The 23,173-nt window shown below is 36.4% G+C and carries 19 protein-coding genes; 2 read left to right on the forward strand and 17 right to left on the reverse strand.

Annotated elements, in window-relative coordinates; genetic code table 11:
• Positions 1-2: 2 nt before the first annotated feature.
• From pgi to uvrC, 10 genes are all read right to left on the reverse strand, one after another.
• A complete protein-coding gene (pgi, locus tag C245_RS0115045) occupies positions 3-1,646 on the reverse strand; it encodes a glucose-6-phosphate isomerase (RefSeq protein WP_017497437.1) in 1,644 nt (547 codons plus the stop codon).
• 112 nt (positions 1,647-1,758) lie between these two features.
• On the reverse strand, positions 1,759-2,094 hold the full coding sequence (locus C245_RS0115050; RefSeq protein WP_017497438.1) for a hypothetical protein: 336 nt from the start codon (positions 2,092-2,094) through the stop codon (positions 1,759-1,761).
• 45 nt (positions 2,095-2,139) lie between these two features.
• Entirely contained in the window at positions 2,140-2,760 is a 621-nt protein-coding gene (locus C245_RS0115055) for a hypothetical protein (RefSeq protein ID WP_017497439.1), read from the reverse strand.
• 33 nt (positions 2,761-2,793) lie between these two features.
• A complete protein-coding gene (locus C245_RS0115060; RefSeq protein WP_026110084.1) occupies positions 2,794-4,014 on the reverse strand; it encodes a peptidoglycan DD-metalloendopeptidase family protein in 1,221 nt (406 codons plus the stop codon).
• A 22-nt stretch (positions 4,015-4,036) separates the two neighbouring features.
• Entirely contained in the window at positions 4,037-4,978 is a 942-nt protein-coding gene (locus C245_RS0115065; RefSeq protein WP_017497441.1) for a tryptophan 2,3-dioxygenase family protein, read from the reverse strand.
• Positions 4,978-5,748, reverse strand: coding sequence for a DUF3108 domain-containing protein (locus C245_RS0115070; protein WP_017497442.1), 771 nt, complete (start codon positions 5,746-5,748; stop codon positions 4,978-4,980). The genes C245_RS0115065 and C245_RS0115070 overlap by 1 nt, the downstream gene beginning before the upstream one ends.
• Positions 5,749-6,049: 301 nt before the next feature.
• Positions 6,050-7,210: a 4-hydroxyphenylpyruvate dioxygenase gene (gene hppD / locus C245_RS0115080; protein WP_017497444.1), complete on the reverse strand. Its 1,161-nt coding sequence runs from the start codon at positions 7,208-7,210 to the stop codon at positions 6,050-6,052.
• 172 nt (positions 7,211-7,382) lie between these two features.
• Positions 7,383-8,540, reverse strand: a complete 1,158-nt coding sequence (locus C245_RS0115085) for a homogentisate 1,2-dioxygenase (RefSeq protein ID WP_017497445.1) — start codon at positions 8,538-8,540, stop codon at positions 7,383-7,385.
• A 317-nt stretch (positions 8,541-8,857) separates the two neighbouring features.
• Positions 8,858-11,215 (reverse strand): patatin-like phospholipase family protein, encoded by a 2,358-nt coding sequence (locus C245_RS0115090; RefSeq protein WP_017497446.1) that lies wholly within the window; start codon positions 11,213-11,215, stop codon positions 8,858-8,860.
• Positions 11,216-11,223: 8 nt separating this feature from the next.
• Positions 11,224-13,020, reverse strand: a complete 1,797-nt coding sequence (gene uvrC, locus C245_RS0115095; RefSeq protein WP_017497447.1) for an excinuclease ABC subunit UvrC — start codon at positions 13,018-13,020, stop codon at positions 11,224-11,226.
• A 133-nt stretch (positions 13,021-13,153) separates the two neighbouring features.
• Between uvrC and C245_RS0115100 the strand changes: the two genes are divergently transcribed.
• Positions 13,154-14,134, forward strand: coding sequence for a succinylglutamate desuccinylase/aspartoacylase family protein (locus C245_RS0115100; protein WP_017497448.1), 981 nt, complete (start codon positions 13,154-13,156; stop codon positions 14,132-14,134).
• Positions 14,121-14,690 (forward strand): 5-formyltetrahydrofolate cyclo-ligase, encoded by a 570-nt coding sequence (locus tag C245_RS0115105; protein WP_017497449.1) that lies wholly within the window; start codon positions 14,121-14,123, stop codon positions 14,688-14,690. The genes C245_RS0115100 and C245_RS0115105 overlap by 14 nt, the downstream gene beginning before the upstream one ends.
• A 168-nt stretch (positions 14,691-14,858) precedes the next feature.
• On the opposite strand, the gene C245_RS0115110 is transcribed toward C245_RS0115105, so the two are convergent.
• The 7 genes from C245_RS0115110 to C245_RS0115140 form a co-directional block, all read right to left on the reverse strand.
• On the reverse strand, positions 14,859-15,605 hold the full coding sequence (locus tag C245_RS0115110; RefSeq protein WP_017497450.1) for a tetratricopeptide repeat protein: 747 nt from the start codon (positions 15,603-15,605) through the stop codon (positions 14,859-14,861).
• A gap of 57 nt (positions 15,606-15,662) precedes the next feature.
• Positions 15,663-17,417 carry a BatD family protein gene (locus C245_RS0115115; RefSeq protein WP_026110086.1) on the reverse strand — a complete coding sequence of 585 codons (1,755 nt, stop codon included), beginning with the start codon at positions 17,415-17,417 and terminating at the stop codon, positions 15,663-15,665.
• Between the two features lie 121 nt (positions 17,418-17,538).
• The gene (locus C245_RS0115120) at positions 17,539-18,312 is read right to left on the reverse strand and encodes a tetratricopeptide repeat protein (RefSeq protein ID WP_026110087.1); all 774 of its coding nucleotides are present in this window, start codon (positions 18,310-18,312) and stop codon (positions 17,539-17,541) included.
• A gap of 42 nt (positions 18,313-18,354) precedes the next feature.
• Entirely contained in the window at positions 18,355-19,389 is a 1,035-nt protein-coding gene (locus tag C245_RS0115125; RefSeq protein WP_017497453.1) for a VWA domain-containing protein, read from the reverse strand.
• Between the two features lie 89 nt (positions 19,390-19,478).
• Positions 19,479-20,480 carry a VWA domain-containing protein gene (locus C245_RS0115130; RefSeq protein ID WP_017497454.1) on the reverse strand — a complete coding sequence of 334 codons (1,002 nt, stop codon included), beginning with the start codon at positions 20,478-20,480 and terminating at the stop codon, positions 19,479-19,481.
• Entirely contained in the window at positions 20,480-22,114 is a 1,635-nt protein-coding gene (locus C245_RS0115135) for a cold shock and DUF1294 domain-containing protein (RefSeq protein WP_017497455.1), read from the reverse strand. The genes C245_RS0115130 and C245_RS0115135 overlap by 1 nt, the downstream gene beginning before the upstream one ends.
• A gap of 165 nt (positions 22,115-22,279) precedes the next feature.
• Positions 22,280-23,143: a DUF58 domain-containing protein gene (locus C245_RS0115140; protein ID WP_017497456.1), complete on the reverse strand. Its 864-nt coding sequence runs from the start codon at positions 23,141-23,143 to the stop codon at positions 22,280-22,282.
• Positions 23,144-23,173 lie beyond the last annotated feature (30 nt).

Genomic DNA, 23,173 nt, shown 5'->3' on the forward strand with positions numbered 1-23,173 from the left:
TTTTACTTATTTTTCAAAAAGTGATTTAATAAGAAAGAAGTCGAGCTATCATGATTTTTTACCGTCTTGGTGTTAATTTCATCCAAAATAGAATTCGCTAATTGCTTTCCTAATTCTACTCCCCATTGATCATAACTGAAAATATTCCAGATAATACCCTGAACAAAAATTTTGTGTTCGTACAATGCAATCAGTGACCCCAGGCTTTTTGGAGTTAGTTTTTGAATTAAGATCGTGTTTGTTGGTTTGTTTCCGGTGAAAACTTTAAAAGGTAACAAGTAGGATGATTTCTCTGCCGATAATCCTTGTTTGTCAAATTCAGTCTGAACTTGTGCAGCGGTTTTTCCGTTCATTAAGGCTTCAGTCTGAGCAAAAAAGTTGGACATTAGTTTGTCGTGATGATCTTCGTTACCGTATAGAGGTTGAATGAATCCAATAAAATCTGTCGGGATCAATTTTGTTCCCTGGTGAATCAATTGGAAAAAGGCATGTTGAGAATTGGTTCCCGGTTCTCCCCAGATGATTGTTCCGGTTTGGTAGTTAACCGGTTTTCCGTCACGACCAACACTTTTTCCGTTACTTTCCATAGTAGCCTGTTGCAGGTAGGGAGCTAATTTCTGAAGATATTGAGTGTATGGAATCAATGCTTCGCTTTCAGCGCCAAAGAAATTATTATACCAAATACTTAACAATGCCAGAATTACGGGAATGTTTTCGTCGAATGTGGTTGTCTTGAAATGTTCGTCCATTTCATTAGCTCCTTTTAACAGTTCGTTGTAATTGTCAAAACCAATCGCTAACGAAATGCTTAAACCAACAGCACTCCAAAGTGAAAATCTTCCTCCAACCCAATCCCACATTGGAAAAACATTGTCAGGATTAATTCCAAATTCAGTCACTTTTTGAATATTGGTTGAAACCGCGACAAAATGTTTGGCAATATCTTCCTGGGAAGCCGATTTCAAAAACCATTCTTTTATAGTTTCAGAATTAGATAAGGTTTCCTGAGTGGTAAAAGTTTTGGATACAATAAGGAATAAAGTTGTTTCCGGATTCAATTTTTTAATGACTTCGTTTACATGGTCGCCATCTACATTAGAAACAAAGTGTAAGTTTAAGTGATTTTTGTAATACTGTAAAGCTTCAAAAGCCATAACCGGCCCAAGATCAGAACCTCCAATACCTATATTTACTACGTCAGTGAAAGCTTTTCCGGTGAAACCTTTTCTTTCTCCCGAAATTACTTCGTGACTAAATTGTTTGATTTTGTTTTTTACCTCATAAACTTCCGGAATTACATTTTCGCCTTCTACTTTAATTACGGCAGATTCTGGTGCGCGCAATGCCGTATGCAAAACCGCTCTGTTTTCAGTCTGGTTAATGATTGCCCCTTCAAAATATTGAGAGATGGCTTCTTTTAATCCAATTGAATTGGCTAATTCCAGTAAAAGAGAAACGGTTTCCTGACTAATGTTGTTTTTAGAATAGTCAATTAGAAAGTCATTCCATTGTAAATTGAATTTTTCAACACGGGCATTGTCCTGTTGAAAAAGTTCTTGTATAGTAGTTTTATGAGTTGCGTTATAGTGGTTTTGCAGATTTTTCCACGCTTCAGTCCCGGTTGGGTTTGTAGTGTTTAAAGCCATTTTTTGTTTAATTGAGAATGTGGTTATAAAAAAACAAAAATACTGAAATTAGTTCTAATAGCTTTAAGCTTCACAATTATATAACAAATAGTTACGAAAACGATATATCTGTTTATTTGTTTCGAATTCTTGCTGTAATTATGATAGCACCATCGTTTTCTTTTTCGTTGTAAATGATGCGGCTGCTGTTTTCGTTTAAAAAATCTACACTAATAATGTCGGCTTTTTCAAGGGGTAAAATTATAGTGTCTTGCTTTTTATCATATCGAAACGGAACTCCGTTTATCACAATTAAAGGCGATTTTTTAATGATGTCTTTTTCGAATGCCTGTTGGATGGATTCCGATACAAAATATTGGTTTTGTTTCTTATCGTTTAAAAGAAAAGTATGTGGATTCGAACATCCCACAACTATTGTACAAGAAAGCAGTAATAAGAATCGTTTCATGCGTTGATGTAGGATTTTATAGATACTTGTTTTTAAGTGGAAGTTTTACCAAATTTTCCACCAGGGCTTTTTATTGATTTCGATTCGCTTTTTGATTGTATTGATTTCTATTCTTTGAACTTTCTCTTTTTTGATAGTTGAATCGTCAAAGTGTAATTCACCGGAAAGACTGATTCCAATAGGAGCTTTTGTTTTTTCTCTCCAGATTTCGGTTTGTAATTCCGGAATTAGGGGAGCGTTGATTTTAGCGGTGAATTTTTGTCTTGCTTTTTCAATAATTTCTTCTTCGAGATTTGAAGTCGAATTTTTAAAAAGCGAAAGTGAGTTTCCGGGAATGTTGAGGAGGAAAATCTGGATTTTATCGTTGATTTTATAAATGTCCAATACTTTAAAGAAGGAATTGTCATCCAGAAGAGCATGTCCGTTTTTTGCCGAATCCGGATTGAATTTGGATAAATCTCTTGCTCCGGCACTTGCAATTAAAAATCTACAGTTTCCGGAAAGACCGCCACCAATAAAGGACATGTCTGTGAAATCTTTTTCTTTTAATATTTGTCCCATTTGATAAGCAGTAAGTAAACTGTCATCTAAAGTGGTGTCTCTGTAGAATAATTTTAAATCTGAAAAAGTTTCATCAAGAAGGTCTTTAATGCGTTTGTTTTTCATGTTTGTTTCTATGTTAAGGATAAAAACAGATTTTTATAGATTTCCTATGCTGTCCAGTTCTCTCTTCAAAGGTTCTATTTGCTGGAAGAAACGGGTTTTGTAATTTCCGGTTAAAGATTCTCCGGTTGGTAAATTAAGTCTTAAAGCATCTACCTGTACGCCATTTTTCCAAAAACGGTAACAAACATGAGGTCCTGTCGCAAGACCAGTGCTGCCCACTAATCCAATAGTTTGTCCCTGTGTCACACGCTGACCGCGTCGAACTAAAATTCGGGACATGTGTAAATATTGAGTAGAGTAGGTTCCGTTGTGTTTTACTTTTACAAAGTTTCCGTTTCCTGCCGTGTATCCTGTTGCTTCTACAATTCCCGAGGCAGTTGACGAAATTGGTGTTCCGGTTGGTGCGGCATAATCCGTTCCTTTGTGGGCTTTCCAGGTGTGTTGTACCGGATGAAAGCGGTTTGCGGTAAATCGCGAAGTGATACGGCTGAATTTAATCGGAGTTTTTAAGAAAAAGTTTTTCAGCGTTTTTCCCTGATCGTCATAATATTCTATTTTTCCTGAAGTAGTGTCTTTTTCAAATGGAAAAGCATAAACGATTTTACCTTTATATTCAAAAAATGCGGCTTCAAGATCTTCAACACCGTCGTAAGTTTTGCCATTAATAAAACGTTCTGTGAAAATTAATCCATAACGATCTCCTTTTTTTAGTTTGAAGAAGTCAATCGACCATGAAAAAACTTTGGTGATTCTACTGGCAAGAGCAGCTTCCACGCTTTCGTTGCCCAGAGTTTCGGATAAGGAACTTTTTAAAACTCCTCCGATAATTTTACGTTTTAAAGTGACCGGTTTTATTTTTTTGCTGGCCTTTGCAATGCTGTCTCTTAAATCTATAACATAATACGTCAGCGGATCCGGCTGATAAATAAAAACCTGTAACTTGTTTGTTTTGTTTTTTGAACGAAGTATAGTATAAGGTTTGTTATAGCGAATGGTTCTTACATTGAAAGAATCCTTTATTTGTTCTACAACATCATAGACTTTTTTGTCTCCAATATTCTGACTCTGAAGAATAGATCCAAATGAATCTCCTTTTTTAATAGTATCGTGAATAACATTGAAATCGGCGTAATTAAAACCAAATTCTACTTTTTTAGTTTTTGGTTTAGTGATTTTAGTTTCAACTTTTTCGGCAGTTTTATTGCATGAAAATATTGAGAATAAAACGATTATAATTACGAATGCTTTTTTCAAACTTTTAAATTTTTTTAGGAAATTAATTAGCTGTTTCATTTCCCCAATTGGACAATTCTTCTTCGGTCCACAATTTAGGAAAAAAGATGCGTCTTTGGTATTTTGGGTGCATATATTTTTGCCAATCACTTCCTCCGGTGGCTTCTCCGTTTCCTTTTCCGCTTTCCAGTATGTATTTTCTTGCAGTATTTAAATGCTGCATTACCCAGGTGATGTTTACCGTTTTGTCGTAATGACGCATCGCATCAATTAACTCCTGATTCTGTTGGTCCTCTAAAGGTAGCTGAGTAAATTTCTGCCAGATGTTTTTTGATTTAAAAGTTGACATTTGTCTTAGGAACTGATCCTTATACTTGTTTTCAAATTCCTGAAGTAAATATGATTTTTCTCCGGTTTGATAATCTTTTCCGGCAGCCTGCCAGTATAAATGTTCGAAACTGGTTTCTAGCGGAGTATTTTCGTCAAAGTTTGATTTGTATCGGCGATCGGTTAAATTGATCACATCTGTCGATGCAAATTCGATTAATCGGTATTGTGCACTTTGAAAGCCGCTCGCAGGAGTCAGTGTATTTCGGAATTTCATGTATTGATCCACTTCCATTCCGTTTTCCATTATGCTAAACGAATTCGTCAGCATGTCAAAGTATCTCGTTATTCTGGATAATCTTTCACTGAAAAAGACAACCTGAATATCTTGCGTGTTGGAAATTTGGTCAATTTCCCATAATATCATTTTAAAGATCAATTCGTTTACCTGATGGTACATGATGAAAACCATCTCGTCAGGAAGCGTAGTGCGTTGGGTTTGTAAACTTAACAGGGCATCCGTTTGTATGTAGTCCCAGTAGGTGATAGGTTTTGACCAAAGCAATCCTTCTAATTGTACATCGGTTTTTTGATTTATAGCTTGGAATTTAAGGTCAATTTCTTTTAAAATTGATTCTGAATGATCAGTAGGGTTCATTATTTTTTTGCTTTAAATGGATTTTTTAATCCTTTATATTCGTCAAGGTCGGCTTTAAGTGATCCAACAGCTAAATCTGCTTTTATGCGTATCGGAACTTTGTTTTCGTCGTCTGTAATCCAAAGAGTTACGCTTTCTTTTTCTTTGAAAACTCTCCCGGTTTGTACCAGTGGTTTGAAAACCATTGAAGAAACGGTACCAAATTTAGTTGTAATATCCTGTCGGCCTACATATTTTAACTTAAATTTTGTGATTTCATCATCAAAAAACATATCAATGGTGATGGCCTCACCTGATTTGAGTTTGTCTATGTTTGGATGGTTTCTCAAATAATAAAAAGAAGAGATAATATCCTGAACATTGTCGGTAATTACAATTGTTTTTTCGGTTTTGCGCTTGTAATCTTTTACTAAAACTTTTTTCTCAGACTGATCAAAAAAGCCTTCCTGATTTTTGGTGTAGCCTCCCTCGTTTATTTTTCTTACATAGCGATAAGGGTCTCCGTTTTGTTTGTCGAAATAACTTTCATAAAGGTCTTCCACCTTAAAGAAAAATTTTGACATTCCGGTTGTGTATCCTTTACCTACAGCATGAAAAACTTTTTTATTGTTGATCGTCGCGTCTTTAATTTCGAGAGTGGCGTAGCCGGCGTTTATGATTCCGTAATGAATTCTGAATTTGAAGTATTCTCCGGTGTCAAAAGCATCTTCTTTTTGAGTGTCGAAACCTAGGGTCGTAAGAACTAATATGAGCAGGACTATTTTTTTCATAGTACATTTTTTACATTTCACTATTAAAGATATATAAATGCAAATTTTATTCCAAATGTATCAAAACAAAAAAACTCCGTCAAGGAATGACGGAGTTTTTATGCTATTAACTAACCAAAAAACTATAAATTATGAAATTTATATCAATTCGGAAGGAAACCACCCCTTCCTGATTTGCGAGTGCAAAGATAGATACAAAGTTCAAAAAATAAATGTTAAAAAGTGAGTTTAACATAACATTTGCATAAAAACCATCATTTTGCAGAGGATTTTTTTTGCATAATGTAAAAAAAATGCATTTTTACAGCGTTCCTCTCAATTCCTGCTCTCTCTCGATTGACTCGAAAAGGGCCTTAAAGTTTCCTGCACCGAATCCTTTTGCACCCATTCTTTGTATAATTTCAAAGAATAGTGTTGGTCGGTCCTGAACTGGCTTCGTAAATATTTGTAACAAGTAACCGTCCTCGTCAGCATCGACCATGATGGCCAGCTTTTCAATTTCGTTAATGTCTTCTTTCATCATATCCATATGCACACCTAATCTTTCAGGAATTGCCTGATAGTAAGTGTGAGGAGGAGCAGATAAAAATTCAACACCTCTTGCTCTCAATTGTGATACTGTTTTGATGATGTCATCTGTAGCAATAGCAATGTGCTGGATTCCGGGACCACCATAAAAATCTAAATATTCTTCGATTTGAGATTTTTTCTTCCCTTCTGCCGGTTCGTTAATAGGGAATTTGATTCTTCCGTTTCCGTTGGACATTACTTTACTCATCAATGCTGAGTATTCTGTGGTAATTTGCTTGTCATCAAAGGATAAGAAATTTACAAATCCCATAACATCTTCATAGAATTTTACCCAGGTATTCATTTCATTCCAGCCTACATTTCCAACCATGTGGTCGATGTATTTTAAACCGGTTGGCTCCGGATTGTAATCCGACTTCCATTCCTGATACCCCGGAAGGAAAATACCGTTGTAGTTTTTTCTTTCCACGAAAATGTGAACCGTTTCTCCGTAAGTGTAGATTCCGGAACGGATTACTTCTCCAAATTCGTCCGATTCAACCGTTGGTTCCATAAAAGAACGAGCACCACGTTTCATTGTTTCTTCGTAGGCACTTCTGGCATCTTCAACCCAAAGAGCGGCTACTTTTACACCATCACCGTGTTTTTTAAGGTGTTCGTGAATAGGTGAATCCTGAGTTAAAGGTGTTGTCAGAACAATTCTGATTTTGTCCTGTTTTAAAACATAAGAGGCTTTGTCTTTTACTCCGGTTTCTAGTCCGGCGTATGCTAATGACTGATATCCGAAAGCTGTCTTATAATAATGTGCCGATTGTTTTGCATTCCCGACGTAGAATTCTACATAATCGGTTCCTAATAACGGAAGGAAATCCTGTGCTCCTTCAAAGATTTTTTCTAATCCGTATTCTACTGATTTTACTTCTTTTGACATAATGTTTATTTGTTTGATCGGTTAATCGTTTAATTGATTGAACCGTAGTGTTGTTTTTAAGATTTGTTTTTTACCGCAAAGCACGCGAAGTTATTTCGCAAAGTTCGCGAAGTTGTTATAGCGATCTTCGCGTAAAATCCTTGCGAACTTTGCGGTTAGATCGAAAATGGAATTACTCCGTCCAGGATTTGTAGTACTGACCATCATCAAGACCCATGGCTTCTTCTGTAACCATAAGTGGACGGAAAGTATCAACCATAACGGCTAATTCCTGTGTTTCTGTGTGACCAATGCTGCGTTCCATTGCGCCTGGCGCAGGACCGTGTGGAATTCCTTTTGGGTGTAAAGTGATATGACCCTGCTCAATATTGTTACGGCTCATGAAGTCACCATCTACATAATATAGAACTTCATCAGAATCTATATTGCTATGATTGTAAGGTGCCGGAATTGCTTTCGGATGATAATCGTAAAGTCTTGGGCAGAAAGAACAAACGACAAAAGTAGCCGTTTCGAATGTTTGGTGTACCGGAGGCGGTTGGTGAACACGTCCCGTTATAGGCTCAAAATTATGAATCGAGAATCCGTATGGGAAATTGTAACCGTCCCAACCCACAACATCAAATGGATGTGTGGCGTAAACCACTTCGTGAATCATGCCCTCTTTTTTGATTTTAATTAAAAAATCGCCTTTTTCGTCATGTGTTTCCAGTTCGTTTGGCAAAATAAAGTCGCGTTCGCAAAAAGGGGAATGCTCTAAATGCTGTCCTGATTGGTTTTTATAACGTTTTGGGGTGTAAAAAGGAGAGTAGGATTCGACATAAAAAAGTCGGTTTTCTTCCGTCTCGAATTCTATTTGGTAAATAATGCCTCGTGGAATAATCAGATAATCACCATATTCAAATGGAATGTTACCTAACATGGTTCTTAATTTTCCTTTTCCTTTGTGGATGAAAAGCATTTCATCGGCATCGGCATTTTTGTAGAAATAATTTCGAAGTGATTCTTTAGGAGCTGCCAGTCCAATGATACAGTCTTTATTAACCATCATGGCTTTACGGCTGTCCAAAAAGTCATTTTCAGGTTTTAATTCAAAACCTTTAAAAAGTAACGATTTTATATTTTTTCCGATGGCAATTTTTGGCTCAACGGAATAGGAATTTAAGATTTCTTTTACCTGAGTGGGTCTGTGAACATGATAAGATAATGACGAGTGTCCATGAAAACCTTCAGTTCCGAATAATTGTTCGTAGTAAAAACCTCCGTCAGGTTTTTCGAATTGTGTGTGTCTCTTTTGAGGGAAGTCTCCAAGTTTGTGATATAATGGCATGGCTTTTCTATTAGATAATTTTAAAATTAGATAATTTGAAAATTTGAATTGTGTGAACAGATAACCAGCTCAATTTCTTAAAATTGACCAATTATCTCAATTCGATAGCTTCACTCAGGATTTCTCTTGATGAGGAATTGAAGATACTCTAATAAACCTGTCCATTTTGTTTTCATTATAACAAATGTCGTAATTTTTGCTGAGTAAAATTATAAATTATATCATTTATAAACATGATTTTTTTTAATTTTTTTTGATATAATTTTTAAAGGGCAAAAAAATAGTACAATTTTGTTGAACTATTCTTTGCTTTACTGCTAAAATAAAAACCCAATACTAAACCAGGTGTAGCTTTTAGACATTTCGGGAGACCAGGATTGTTTAATTTCGATTGGGCCAATGATAGTTTCCAGTCCATAACCAACAGCATATCCGGTATATTTTGGCATTGAAATCCAGTCTACCTTCGTAAAAATATCATCTCCCAAGTTGGCAAAGTTAGCAGAAAGATTTACGTGATTCTTTTTGAAAATTTCATAATCGAGAGTAATTCCCGTTTTTATAAAGCTGTTTCCGGCTATACTTAGAAAATCGTATCCATAGAAATAATTGAAGTTGTTGATTTTGCTATAGCCATATCCTCCGAGTATAAAGTCGAAAAACGGAACGCTGTCGCTGCCAATGTTAAACCCCGCGTCGGCATCAATTTTGAAAGTAGCCTTTCTGAAGAACGTTTTTACAAAAGCAATTTCGGCTTTTGCAATCGAGAATGGTTTAAACTGTCGTGTATAGTCAGACGATGCTAAGTAGGTTTGTAAATCGGTAGAGAAGTACCAACCGGAGCGAGGGAAGCTTTTGCTGTCGAACGAATCGTATTTTAAATAACCAAAAAGACTAAGATAGCTGCTCTTTTCAATAGTATTTACTGTATTGTTAAGTGTTGGAGAGTCTATTTTTAAGTATTTGTACTCAAAGCCGCCCCCCATTAAAAATTTTTGTACAAAGATGGTTTGAAAATAGGCCTGATTGGTAATGTCTAAGAAGTCAACATTAATCAGATTTACATTTGGATTCTGTGCCGTTAAGGTATTAATACTTGTGGTGACATTACGATTAAATTGATTCAAACGTGACTGGAATCCAAAACTGATATTAAAACCGTTTTCTATATAATAGTTGAAGTCGTACCTGAAGTTATCTCCCAGGATAACATCAAGTGAGGTAACATCATTTTTTAAAAAGGTCTTTTTGTGGGTAAGATTTAGCAGAATTCCACTTTTGTATAGCCCGTCATAATGCAGGCCAAGTTTTAAAAAAGTCTGAGTGGGATTTTCTTTTAAGACTATATCAAGGTCGTCCTGTTGCTCATCCGGCTGCAGACAGTAGGAAATGGTACTGAAGTTCTGGGTAGCATTCAGGTTATTGATTCCGGTTTTAAGATCGCTGTAGGTTATAGTGCTTCCGGGTTTAAAACGCAGCTTTCCACGAATGTATTCTTTTGTGTAATTCTCAAGATTTTCACTGTTTATTTCTTTGATTTGCAGTGTGTCACTGGCGATTTTTAGTTTGGGTTTTTTATAAAAATGAGCTTCATCGGTTAAAGATTTGATTCTTTCATAGACCGCAAAAGCTGCTTCTTCTCCTTTTCGGATAATTTCTTCTCCTTTGTCAAATGAAATTACACCATAATCCCGAATGTCCGGTTTGATATAAACATCGGTATCCTTGATTTTATTTTTCATCTTATCGATAGACTGCAAATTGGTAATCTGTACGAGTATCTTGGTCGCGTTTTTCAGATTTTTACGATTCATAAGATCGTCCTGAACATCGACACCAATAATAATATCAGCACCCAGATTACGAACTTCTTTTATGGGATAGTTGTTGACTACGCCTCCATCTACTAATAAATTTCCATCAATTTCGACAGGGGTGAACAGGGAAGGGAATGCTGAACTCGCCATCATAGCCTGAACGAGGTTTCCTTTGTTCAGTAAAACTTCTTCTCCGGTTTCAATATTAGTTCCGATACATAAAAAAGGAGTGGGAAGTTGATTGAAATCACGTACATGACGCACATTTCGGGTAAGACCGCTTAATAAATTGTAATTGTACATCCCTTTTGAAAGGGCTTCCGGAATCCCGATTCTGAAGTTGCTAAAAGGCAATGCAATGGCATATAACTCATCATTTTTTTTGCCATAGAAGTTTTTGGACGATCGCGGTATGTAATCGTTGATGAGTTCATCAAAGTTGGTTTTCTTGAAAATGGAATCAATTTGAGAGGCATTGTAACCGGAAGCATAAAGTCCGCCAATTATAGATCCCATACTGGTACCACCTATATAGTCGATTTTAATTCCGGCTTCTTCCAGAACTTTTAAAACTCCAATATGTGCAAAACCTTTCGCGCCTCCACCACTTAAAACCAATCCGATTTTAGGTCTTTTCAGGGTGTCTTTTTTCTGCTCCTGTGAAAATGTTTTTTGCGGATTTAGAAGCAACACCATAAAAAGTAATAGTGTTGTGCTCCAGACCGAAACAGACAACTGCGAACTACAAAGAAACTTTCCTTTTAGAAAGAAGTGAACGACTTTAGAAACATCTTTTTTCGGTGGAGAAAAAAAAGGTTTCGATGTGGTATTTTTGTGGGGCAGTTGATCTGTACGCATGAAGATAACTAGTTGGTTTTGTAAAAGTCGACAATTTTTTTGGCTTTTGAAACCCCTATTACATCAGATATTTCTTTTTCGGTAGCCAGCTTCAATCTTTTAACACTTTTGAAATGTTGTATTAACGTAAGCATTGTTTTTTCGCCAATGCCGGGTATGCTTTCTACTGAGGAGTTAAGTGCGGCTTTGCTTCGTTTGTCTCTGTGAAACGTGATTCCAAATCGGTGCGCCTCATTTCGCAATTGCTGAATCACTTTTAAGGTTTCGGATTTTTTATCGAGATACAACGGAATCGAATCTCCGGGGTAAAATAATTCCTCGAGACGTTTCGCAATCCCGATGATCGCAATTTTTCCACGCAGTTCGAGGGCGTCGATACTTTTTAATGCTGCAGAAAGCTGCCCTTTTCCTCCGTCAATGATGATTAATTGTGGCAATGGTTCGTTTTCATCCAGTAATCTTTTGTAACGTCGGTAGACAATTTCGGTCATCGAGGCAAAATCGTCAGGACCTTCAACGGTTTTAACGTTAAAATGGCGATAGTCCTTTTTACTTGGTTTCCCGTCTTTAAAAACCACACAGGCGGCTACCGGATTTGTTCCCTGAATATTCGAGTTGTCAAAACACTCAATGTGACGGGGTTCAACAGGCAATCGCAGGTCCTTTTGCATTTGTGCCATGATCCGGTTGGTGTGTCGGTCAGGGTCCACAATCTGTAATTGTTTGAGCTGTTCGATTCGGTAAAATTTCGCGTTCCGAATAGACAGTTCTAATATTTGTTTTTTATCTCCTAATTGAGGAACGGTAGTTTTGATGTTTTCACCCAAATCAATTTCAAATGGAACGATGATTTCTTTAGACAATAACTGAAAGCGTTCGCGTAATTCTATAATGGCAAGTTCTAATAATTCTTCATCCGTCTCTTCCAGCTTTTTCTTCATTTCTAAAGTATGCGAACGGATAATCGATCCGTGTGAGATTTGAAGGAAGTTAACATAAGCCGCCGTTTCATCAGAAACAATCGAGAAAACATCAATGTTTGTAATCTTCGGATTGACAATGGTGGATCGCGACTGGTAATTCTCGAGAATTTCGATTTTTTCTTTTATTTTCTGAGCTTCTTCAAAACGCAAATCTTTCGCATATTGGGTCATCAGTCGTTTGAAGTCTTTCATGCTTTCTTTGAAATTCCCTTTTAGAATTTCTCGGATCGCATCAACCTGTCTTTGGTAGTCTTCCAGAGATTCAAGTCCTTCACAAGGACCTTTACAGTTACCGATGTGATATTCCAGACAGACTTTAAATTTTCCGGAATCAATATTGGATGGACTCAAATCAAAGTTACAAGTCCTCAAAGGGTACAATTCTTTGATTAGATCTAAAATAGTATGTACTGTTTTGAAACTGGTGTAAGGACCAAAATATTCAGAACCGTCTTTAACCATTCTTCGGGTAGAAAATATTCTGGGAAAGGGTTCTTTTTTAATACAGAGCCACGGATAGCTTTTGTCGTCGCGCAGCAAAACATTATAACGCGGTTGCAGTGTTTTAATTAAATTGTTCTCTAATAAAAGCGCATCGGTTTCTGTGGGAACTACGATGTGTTTTATGGTGACAATTTTCTTCACCAAAACATTGGTTTTGGCAGTATCGTGTATTTTGTTGAAGTAAGAGGAGACTCTTTTTTTTAGGTTCTTAGCTTTTCCCACATATAAAATCTTCCCGTCTTTGTCATAATACTGATACACACCCGGATTGTCAGGCAAGGTTAGGATTTGAAGATCTAAGGATGATGGTTTGTGCATTCTGTTTTGTTTCTGAAGATAGCTGTTGTACTTTTAAAAAACCTTTTGAGGTATTAAAAAGCTTAACATTGATTTAGTTTCAAATTTACGAAATCAAAAGAATAATTTCTATATTTAGATTTTATAATTCTACATGAAAAACAGTAAACCCCTGATTATTTTTGGAGAAGCAATTCTGCCGGGAGAGAGTAAAACAATAAACGTTGAAATTGCACGTCTGCATACTACTACAAAATTGAATATTCCGGTTATAGTACGCCGTTCAAAAATGGAAGGCCCGGTCGTTTTATTTTCGGCAGGAATCCACGGTGACGAGATCAATGGAGTTGAAATAGTCCGACAGCTTATCAGCAAAAAAATCAACCGTCCCGCTAAAGGAACCATTATTTGTATTCCCATTATCAATATGTACGGTTTTGTCAATAAATCCAGAGAATTTCCGGACGGTCGTGACTTAAACCGCGTTTTCCCGGGAAGCAAAAAAGGATCTTTGGCCAGCCGTTTCGCTTATCATATCGTAGCAGAAATTTTGCCAATTATTGATTATGCAGTTGATTTTCATGCCGGGGGAGCGAGCAGGTTTAATGTTCCGCAAATCAGGATTACGGAGAACAATTCGGAACTGAAAGAACTTGCCGATGTCTTCAATGCGCCTTTTACCTTGTACTCTAAAAATATTAGCGGTTCATTCCGCACTACCTGTGAAAAGGCTAATATAAAAATGCTGCTTTTTGAGGGCGGAAAATCTCTGGATATTAATGATACAGTGGCGAATGAAGGGGTAATGGGGGTGAAGCGTTTACTGAATTATCTGAATATGTTGGATCCTAAACATCTTGTCGAAACCGCAGAAGATCCTTCCATCTACATTAAAAATTCGGTTTGGCTGCGTGCGAAATGCTCGGGTCTGCTGCACGATTATAACAGGATTGGACGTTTTGTAACGAAAGGGACTATCTTAGCCATTATTACCGATCCGTTTGGTAAATTTGAACAAAAAGTAAAAGCACCGCATGACGGATTTGTGATCAATGCCAATCACTCACCCATCGTGTACGAAGGAGATGCGATTTACCACATGTCTAAAAACAGAGACGAGTATGCCGACGAATAAAAAAGAATTACGATTACACTATAAAAATCTTCGAAAAGAACTTTCAGAAAATGATCTCGAAGAGAAAAGTCTGGCTATTGCCAATAATTTAATCCAATTGTCTATTTGGGATAAAACCTATTATCATGTTTTTCTTCCGATTGAAGAACAGCGAGAAGTAAATACAGAATACATATTGCATTTGCTTTCCGGAAAAGATAAAGAAATAGTAGTTTCAAAAAGTGATTTTGAGACTCGTGGTATGACGCATTTTTTGTTGACCGATAATACCAAAATCAGAAAGAATGAATACAATATTCCTGAACCGGTAAATGGTTTGCAAGTTCCTTCTGAAACTATAGAGGTCGTTTTTGTACCGCTTTTAGTTTTTGATGTTTTTGGAAATCGGGTAGGATACGGAAAAGGGTTTTACGATAAGTTCCTGTCAGAATGCAAGCCCGAAACGATTAAGATTGGCCTTTCTTTTTTTGAAGCTGAAAATCAGATTGGGGATGTTTTTGAATCAGATGTGAAATTGGATTACTGTGTGACGCCTTTAAAAACCTACGCTTTTTAATTGCAAATTAAGAATTTGGCATAAGCAAATTTAATGACTTGGCAGTCTTAGATTTAAGTTTGCTTATAGCATTGATGCAATTTCGTAGTGATTGATACCCATACAAAAAATCCCAAACACCATTTTAAGATTGGTATTTGGGATTTTTTTATTTGATTTTTTGAAGATTTATTTTACTTCCCGAATGGTCGAAGCATCAATCCAGCCTTCCGTTCCATCGGTTAATTCTATTTTTTTCCAGCCCCCAACAGTTTCCAAAACATATACTTTGGCTCCTTCGTGAAGTAAAATAATTGCAGAACCTGCTTTTTGAGGTTCGCTGCGAACTTCACTTAATTCGGCAAAAACAATTGCAGGGCGGTCGTTGTCAAAATGATTTTTTTCAGACATTCCCGCTGAAACACTTAAAAGCAAAGCGATCAAAAGAACAAACATTCCAATGAAATAAATTCTTTTCGAAAGAGTAAGCTGTGAGAAATAATATCCGATAAAAGTCAGTAAGAAAGCAAATGCGATTGCGATAGAAATTATTGCCCAGGTGTTGTAATCGAAGATTCCGGTAAAATTCTGAATCAGTTTTGCAAAACCTACTTTTGGGACTTCTTTAATTTCATCGATGGTTAGTTTTTTGGCAAATTTTAAGTTGTTTAAGGTCTCTGAATCATGTGGTTTTAAAACCAGTGCCTTTTCATAATTATAGATCGAAGGAGCTACTTTGTTTAATTTATAATAACTGTTCCCTAAATTAAAATACAATTCTGCCGATTGCTGTTTGTCTTCTTTGATAATACTTTCATAAACATCAACCGCTTGCTGATATTGCCCTTTTTGATATAGCGCATTTCCTTTTTCAAAGCTGCTTTGAGCAAAGAAAATCTGAGTGATTAGTAAAAAAAGATATACTATGTTTTTCATCTTATTGTCGGTAAACTCGACAAGTTTTAAAAACCTGTCGGGTTTGATTTTTTAAGTTTAAACGATTTGTTTCTCTAAGTCCGAAATGATCAGAACAGCTTTGTCAAAATCCTGTTGGATTGATGTGCTTGATGCCGGAGCATATCTCGCAAATTCACAGTTTTCAGTAAGATTAATGAAACTTTGAACCGATTCGGGATTGGCATTTCTGGACAGCAGTAAGTCGCTAATATTATCTTTACTCATTTCTGAAGTTTCGATATGCAGTTTCGCTTTTAGGAAATTGTGCATCGCTTTTTCCAGAGCAATATAAAACGGTTCTTTGTTGTTAAGTTGTTTTTTAGCTTCCGATAGATATTTTTTCGCCAGCTTATTGTTCATTTTAATACGGTTTCCGGTAACGTCACCGTCAATTGCTTCTTTTCTTTTCTTAGCCAGAATAATGATTGGCAGAATTACGAAAGGCAGGAACAATAGCACGTAATATAAATTAGAACCGTAAAAATCATTTTTAGCGATCGAGACTAAAGTTGTTTTAGGTTTGATGTACTTAAACTGTTCTGCTTTTGCAATTGTATTTGTGGCTGCATGTGCAGGGGTATTCGCTGCAGATGGCATTGGACCGTCTAAAACGTCAATCATGATTTCCTGTGAAGTGATCGTTTTGTACGAACCTGTGCTCAAATCAAAATAAGAAAATTGCATTGGTTTGATTGCATATTTTCCTTTGTATTGTGGAATAATGGTGTACTTGTCGCTTATTTTTCCGGACATTCCCGAAAGTGATGTGGTTACTTTTTCATCGTGAACCGGATCGTACATCTCTAAGGCATTAGGAACGACAGGTTTTGGTAAAGTAAACAATTTCATATTTCCGTTTCCGGCTGCGCTCACAAACAAATCAAGACTTTCTCCGCTCTTCAAGGTCGTTTTAGAAGGGGTAACCGTAAAATTAAATTTACCCACAGCACCGCCAAAGCCTTCAGGTTTGGTAGCTTCCGGTAAAGGTCGAACGTTGATTGTTTTGGCTCCGGCCGAAACCACTTTATTGTCGTCGCTTACAATCATCTGGCCAAACATATCACGACGGTTGGTAGGCAATTGCACTCCTATGTCCAGTGAAAGTGGTTCAATAGTAAGTCTGCCTGATTTTTGAGGATACAAAATGGTCTTTTTCAAGACTACATAATAACATCTTTGTCCTTGATAACTTCCCTGTTCAACTGCAAGTTGTTTGATATCGATATTCTGATTCCAGAAGTCGTTGTATTTAGGTTTAGCCAACTCTTTGAACCCGGTTACATTGATATAGTTGAAATACAGTTTATAAACAACAGTTATCGGTTCGTTCAAATACGGATTTGTTTTTGAAATTTCGGCTACAAGGTGCAACATTTCATCACCTGTACTTGATCCTTGAGGTCTGTCATTAGGGTCTCTTTCCTGTGCAACGGCATTGGTTACCACAATTTTTAGAGGTGCCGTTTTGTAGATCTGACCATTGTATTCAATAGCGGCTTGTTTGATTGTTACCGTCCCTTTGTGGTCGGGCTGTAAAATATAAGAATAGATTTTTTGAAAAGAACTTCTTCCATTAATCCAGGACTGGCTTATTTGCTGGCTTGGTCCGGCTACAACTTTAAAACCATCAAAAGAAGGCTGGTCAAAGTTGTCCCCATCAACATTCATGATGAAGTCAATACGAAGCCTTTCGTTTACTCCAAGCGTATTCTTGCTTACTTTGGCTTCAAATTGAACTTGAGCCATAAGCCCCTGAAAAGTGAATAGTAATAGAATTAAATATCTTTTCATTACTTGTTTAATCTTTTTTTATGTTGAATCGTTTAATTGGTAATTTGTTTAATCGTTTTTCTACAGTTTTGCTGTTTGTCCGAATTAACAGTTAAACGAATAAACGGTTAACCTAAGAATTCTACCAGTCTTTTTCTGTTTTTTTCGGGTTACCTTTTACTTTTTGGGCGTTGACTTTGTCCTGAATTTTCTTTTCTTCGTTGTTCACGGCATCTAGCAAATTCTGAACTCTTTCTTTAGATATACCTCCAGGCATTGGTTTTGGCTCCCCTTTGTTGTCTGATTTGTCATCTTTCTTAGGGTCATTTTTACCGTCTTTTTTATCCTTGTCTTTATCGCCTTTGTCGTCCTTTTTCTGATCGTCTTTTCCGTCCTTTTTGTCTTTATTGTCGCCGTCTTTTTTCTGATCGTCTTTTTTGTCGTTCTTTTTATCTTTATCCTTGTCTTTGTTTTTGTCGTTTTTCGGAGGATTTTCTTTTAGTTTCTGTTTGGCCAAAGCATAATTGTAACGAGTCTCATCATCGGTAGGGTCGTTACGCAAAGCTTCTTTGTAAGCTTCAACGGCCTGTGTATAATTTTTCTCTTTCATAAAAACATTCCCTAAATTGTGAAATGCCTTGTGTTTATCAGGTCTTGCTTTAGCATTTTTTATCGCTTTAGCATAAGCAAACTTAGCCTCAGAAACCTGATTCTGTTTGTATATAGTGTTTCCCAGATTATAAGGAGCAGCAGTACGTTTTGGGAATTTTGATTCTGAAATTCTGTAATTGGCTTCTGCGTCCGTAAATTTATTCTGCTTATATTCTTCATTAGCCTCGGGCAATGTCTTGTCTTTCTCCTGAGCAGAAACTGCTAAAGAAAATGTGAGTAAAATATAAAGAAGTAAATTTTTCATTCTAATTTTTTTATGTTTTGTTTCCGGTTTTATGGGAAACAATTATTTCTTTTCGTTAAATAAATTCAACTCTTTAATCCAGTTTGTTTTTCTTTCCAAAAGGAAAATGTCTAAAAACAACAACAGAAAAGCAAATCCGATGAACCACTGAAATTGCGATTGAAAATCGGCCATTTGAGTTGCTTCGAATTCTGTTTTCTGAATGTTATTTAAGGCATTCTTGATGTATTCCAGCACTTCTTTGGTATTTCCGCCGTAAACATAACCACCTTTGGTCGCTTTTGCAATATTTTTTAAATCTTCCTGATTTAATTTTGTGGTAACGGTTTGCCCGTTTTGGTCTTTTTGATAACCTCTGACTACGCCATTTTCTTTTAATGGAATGGTGCCTCCTTTTTCAGTTCCAACACCAATGGTAATAATTTTCATCCCCATTTTATTGGCTTCTTCTGCAGCAGCGGTAGCACCTTCAGAGTGGTCTTCTCCGTCAGAAATCAGAATCAGTAATTTACTGGTTTTGCTTTTTTCGTCAAAATAAGTAGAAGAAAGTCTGATAGCCTCATCCAAAGAAGTTCCTTGTGAAGAAACCATATCAGGAGTCATGCTTTGCAGGAACATTTTGGCAACACTATAATCGGAAGTAATCGGTAAAACCGGAAAGGCGCTTCCGGCATAGGCTACGATCCCGATTCGGTCACTTCCTAAATTGTTGATGATTTGAGAAACCAGCTGTTTACTTTTCTCCAAACGGCTTGGTGCCACATCTTCGGCAAGCATACTTTTTGAAACGTCAACGGCAAAAACAATATCGATTCCTTCCCGTTTTACGGTTTCCATTTTAGTCCCAATCTTCGGATTTACCAATCCGATAATTAAACAGGCAAGTGCCAAAAGCAATACCGATAATTTTAGGACAGGTTTAAAAACAGAGCGTTCGGGGCTAAGTCTTTTTACCATTTCAAGATCACCAAATTCACGTTGTTTTTTCTTTTTCCAATACATATTGAAAAGGAAAATGCACGCCACAATTGGGAGTAAGAATAAAAGGTATAAATATTTTTTTTCGTCTAATTCCATAAATGTCTTTAAATTCCAATTTTAAAAATTCCTAAATTCCAATTTGTTATTTGGAACTTTATTATTGGAATTTTTTAATTTTTTCAAAATTAAATGAAGCTTCTGTAAACTGTATTTCTTAATCCTACTTCCAATACTAACAAAAAGGCGGCAAGTAAAACAAATACTCGGTACTTTTCGTCGTAATCGTAGAATTTTAGTTCCTGTATTTCGGTAGTTTCGAGTTTATTGATGGCACTGTATATTTCGGCTAATCGATCGTTACTGGTAGCTCTGAAGTAAGTTCCGTCTGTTTTACGGGCGATACTTTTCATCAATTGCTCGTCGATTTCTACTTTTTGCATTTTAAACAGGAAACCTCCGTTTGGTGCATATGCGTATGGGGACGGAGCCATTCCGTTGGTACCAATTCCGATCGTGTAGACCTTTATTCCGTATTGTTTCGCAATGTCAGAAGCAGTTTCTGGCTCGATAAAACCGGCATTGTTCACTCCATCAGTCATCAAAATAATCACACGGCTTTTTGCTTTACTGTCTTTTAAACGATTTACAGCGGTTGCCAATCCCATTCCAATTCCCGTTCCGTCTTGCAGAACTGTATCGTATTTGATTCCTTTTATAGCTTCTAAGATAATGGCTTTATCACTTGTAACGGGAGTTTTGGTATAAGCTTCTGAGGCATATAAAACCAATCCGATTCTGTCGTTAGGTCTTTCTCCAACAAAATCTGCCGCGACTCTTTTTAAAGCTTCCATACGATTTGGCTTTAAATCTTTGGCAAGCATACTTCCCGAAACGTCAATTGCCATTACGATATCAATTCCTTTCGTGGTTTTGGTCTGATTGCTGATGTCTACTGTTCTTGGTCTCGCTAAGGCAATAATTAAAGAGCTTAAAGCGATAATCCTGAAAACATATAAACAAGGTTTTAATTTGGTCAATAGCGATTCGCTGTTTTTGAAACCCTGAGTTGAACTCATTTTTAAAGTCGCCGATTGCTGGTTGCGTTTCCAGAAAAACCAAGCGATCGCAATTGGGATTAACAGAAACAACCAAAAAAATTCCGGATTTAAAAAAGTTATCTTATCCATTAGTTACTCGCTTTTCTAAGTTCTACAGAATTTAATATTCTGGTTGTAATATCATTGGCATAGGTGTCTCCTTCTTCGTGTAAGATCAAGATCTGTTGTAATCCCTGATCTTGTTTAAAAAGTAAAAGTTCATAATATGCTTTTGTACTTGTTTTGTCAATAGGATTGAAAACGGTCATGGTTCCGTATCCTTTTAGTCCCTGAACGCCTTCATTGGTTTGAAAATCTTCTTGTTTCACAATAATATTTTGTCCGCCCTGAGCTTCAATAACTTTTAAAGAACCTTCTAATGCTTTGGCTAAGTCAAGCTCTACAGGATTCTTAAACTTGCTGGTAGAAACGGTTACGTAGAAGTTTCCAACCATGCTTCCGTAGGCGAAAAGCTGCATTTCTTTGATTAGGGCCATGGTTTCTTTCGGAAGGACTTTTTGAGTATCCATACGTTTTAAAACTTTTGGGGTTTCAATCAGGATGCCCGGATTTCCGTACTCACTTTTTACCCATTCACCTTCTAATAATTCTTTTGAAGGATGTCCGATTACATTATCTTTTACATACTTAAAACCTTTTGTAATAATAAAGAAGGCGGTAGTAGCAATCAGTAAAAATAAAACAGATCCTACTGAGATCGCAATACGTTTGTTGCGTTTCTTTAACAACTGAAGTTTTATCTGTTTTTGTTTTTGTGCTTCGTTCAGCAATTGATCTTCTTCTTCTGCCGGAACTTCGGTTGGAATAGCATTATCAAGTGTCAGTATTACTTTCTGAATTTTATTTCGGTCTTCTGTGATTTCAAACTCTAAGGGTTTGGATTTTGCAAATTTCACTAAATCCGCCTGGCGTAAAACACGTTCTAAGTTTTCAACGGTTTCCGGTGTTAAAGTCATCTTCTTTTTGGTAGAAGCAGTTCTGATGGCTTGAATCAATTCAGAAGTGGTGCTTTCCATTGCCGGAATATGAATTGCCTCCTCGATGTAGTTTCGGGCAATATCCGTCAATTCACTGTAGTATTCTTTAATCTCTCCTTTTTGTACCAGTTCTTTTTGCTCCAGATTGTTCAATAAACTTGTCGCTTTTTCGATAGGAGTTTTGTAAACTTCCTCTTCTATCTTTTTCTTTTGATGTTTCTTAACGTACCAATAAACAAACGCTCCGATAGCAAGAATTACAATCAGAATCAAAACATAAATCCACCAGTTGCCAATCGAATTGTCAGCAGCTGTAATGTCCTTGATGTCGTACATTTTTTGCTGTAACGTATCGACTTTTACATTGGCCACTTCAACGCGAATAGAATCTGTTGTGTATGGTTTCTTGTCAATTAAAATTTTAATAGACGGAATGGTATATTTTCCGGAATCAAATTGGGTTAATCCGTATTTTTTAATCAGTTCGTAAGTGTCATTTTTCTTGACAGTGTCGATAGGATAGGATTGAATAACCTCTAAAGGACCAATGTTTTTTAGTTTGGGAAAAACAACCTTAGATTTTGAACTTACAACTGTTTTAAGAGTTAGTTTAAATTCGGCACCAATTTTATTTTTTGTAGTATCAATGCTTGTCTCAACTTGTTTTTGTTGCGCAAAAACAGCTGAGGAAAGTAAAAATAAAAATATGTAAAATTTTAATTTCATTTGGTTTTTGATTTCAGATTTTGGTCTAAAATGAATGCTTAAAAATGGAACACGGATGACACAGATTTAAACGGATTTTTTTATCTAAAGACTTTATAATTCGTGTAATCTAACAGTCTGACGATCTAAGAAGTCTAAATATTCTAAGAAGTCTGACAATCTAAATTATCTTGATTTGAAATAACCTAATAATTTGGTCACGTAATTTTCGTCGACTCTTGTATTTACGACACCAGCTCCGGATTTACTAAAAATATCCTTGAAATAATTCACTCTGTCCTGATAGTGTTTTTCGTAATTCAGTCGTACTGTTTTTGAGCCGGTATTCACCAATTGAATTTTCCCTGTTTCGGCATCCAGCATACTTACCATTCCTAAATTTGGAATTTTTTCCTCACGGATATCATACACACGAACACCGGTGATATCATGTTTTTTAGAAGCAATTTTTAAAGTCTGCTCATAATTTTCGGCCATGAAATCGGAAATCATAAAAACGATTGCTTTCTTTTTTTGTGTTCCGGACAGGAATTTCAAAGCTTGCGAAATATCGGTTTTGTGACTCTTTGGTTCAAATTCAATTAACTCACGAATGATTCGGAGTACATGAGAACGTCCTTTTTTTGGGGGAATATACAACTCTACATTGTCAGAGAATAATATTAAACCAATTTTATCATTATTTTGTGTAGCCGAAAAAGCCATCGTTGCCGCAATTTCGGTGACGATGTCTTTTTTAAACTGACTTTTTGATCCAAAACCTTCAGAGCCCGAGATGTCTACCATTAAAACCATGGTTAGCTCACGCTCTTCTTCAAAAACTTTTACGTGAGCTTCATTGTAGCGCGCCGTTACATTCCAATCGATGTTACGAATATCATCGCCATATTGGTATTGACGTACTTCACTAAAAGTCATTCCTCGTCCTTTAAAGGAAGAGTGGTATTCTCCCGAAAAGATATGATTACTCAGTCTTTTGGTTTTGATTTCTATTTTCCGTACTTTTTTTAAAAGCTCTTTTGTATCCATTTTATTTGTTTAAAGTTTAAAGTTTAAAAG

The organism is Flavobacterium sp. WG21 (assembly GCF_000335775.1).
Lineage (GTDB): Bacteria > Bacteroidota > Bacteroidia > Flavobacteriales > Flavobacteriaceae > Flavobacterium > Flavobacterium tructae.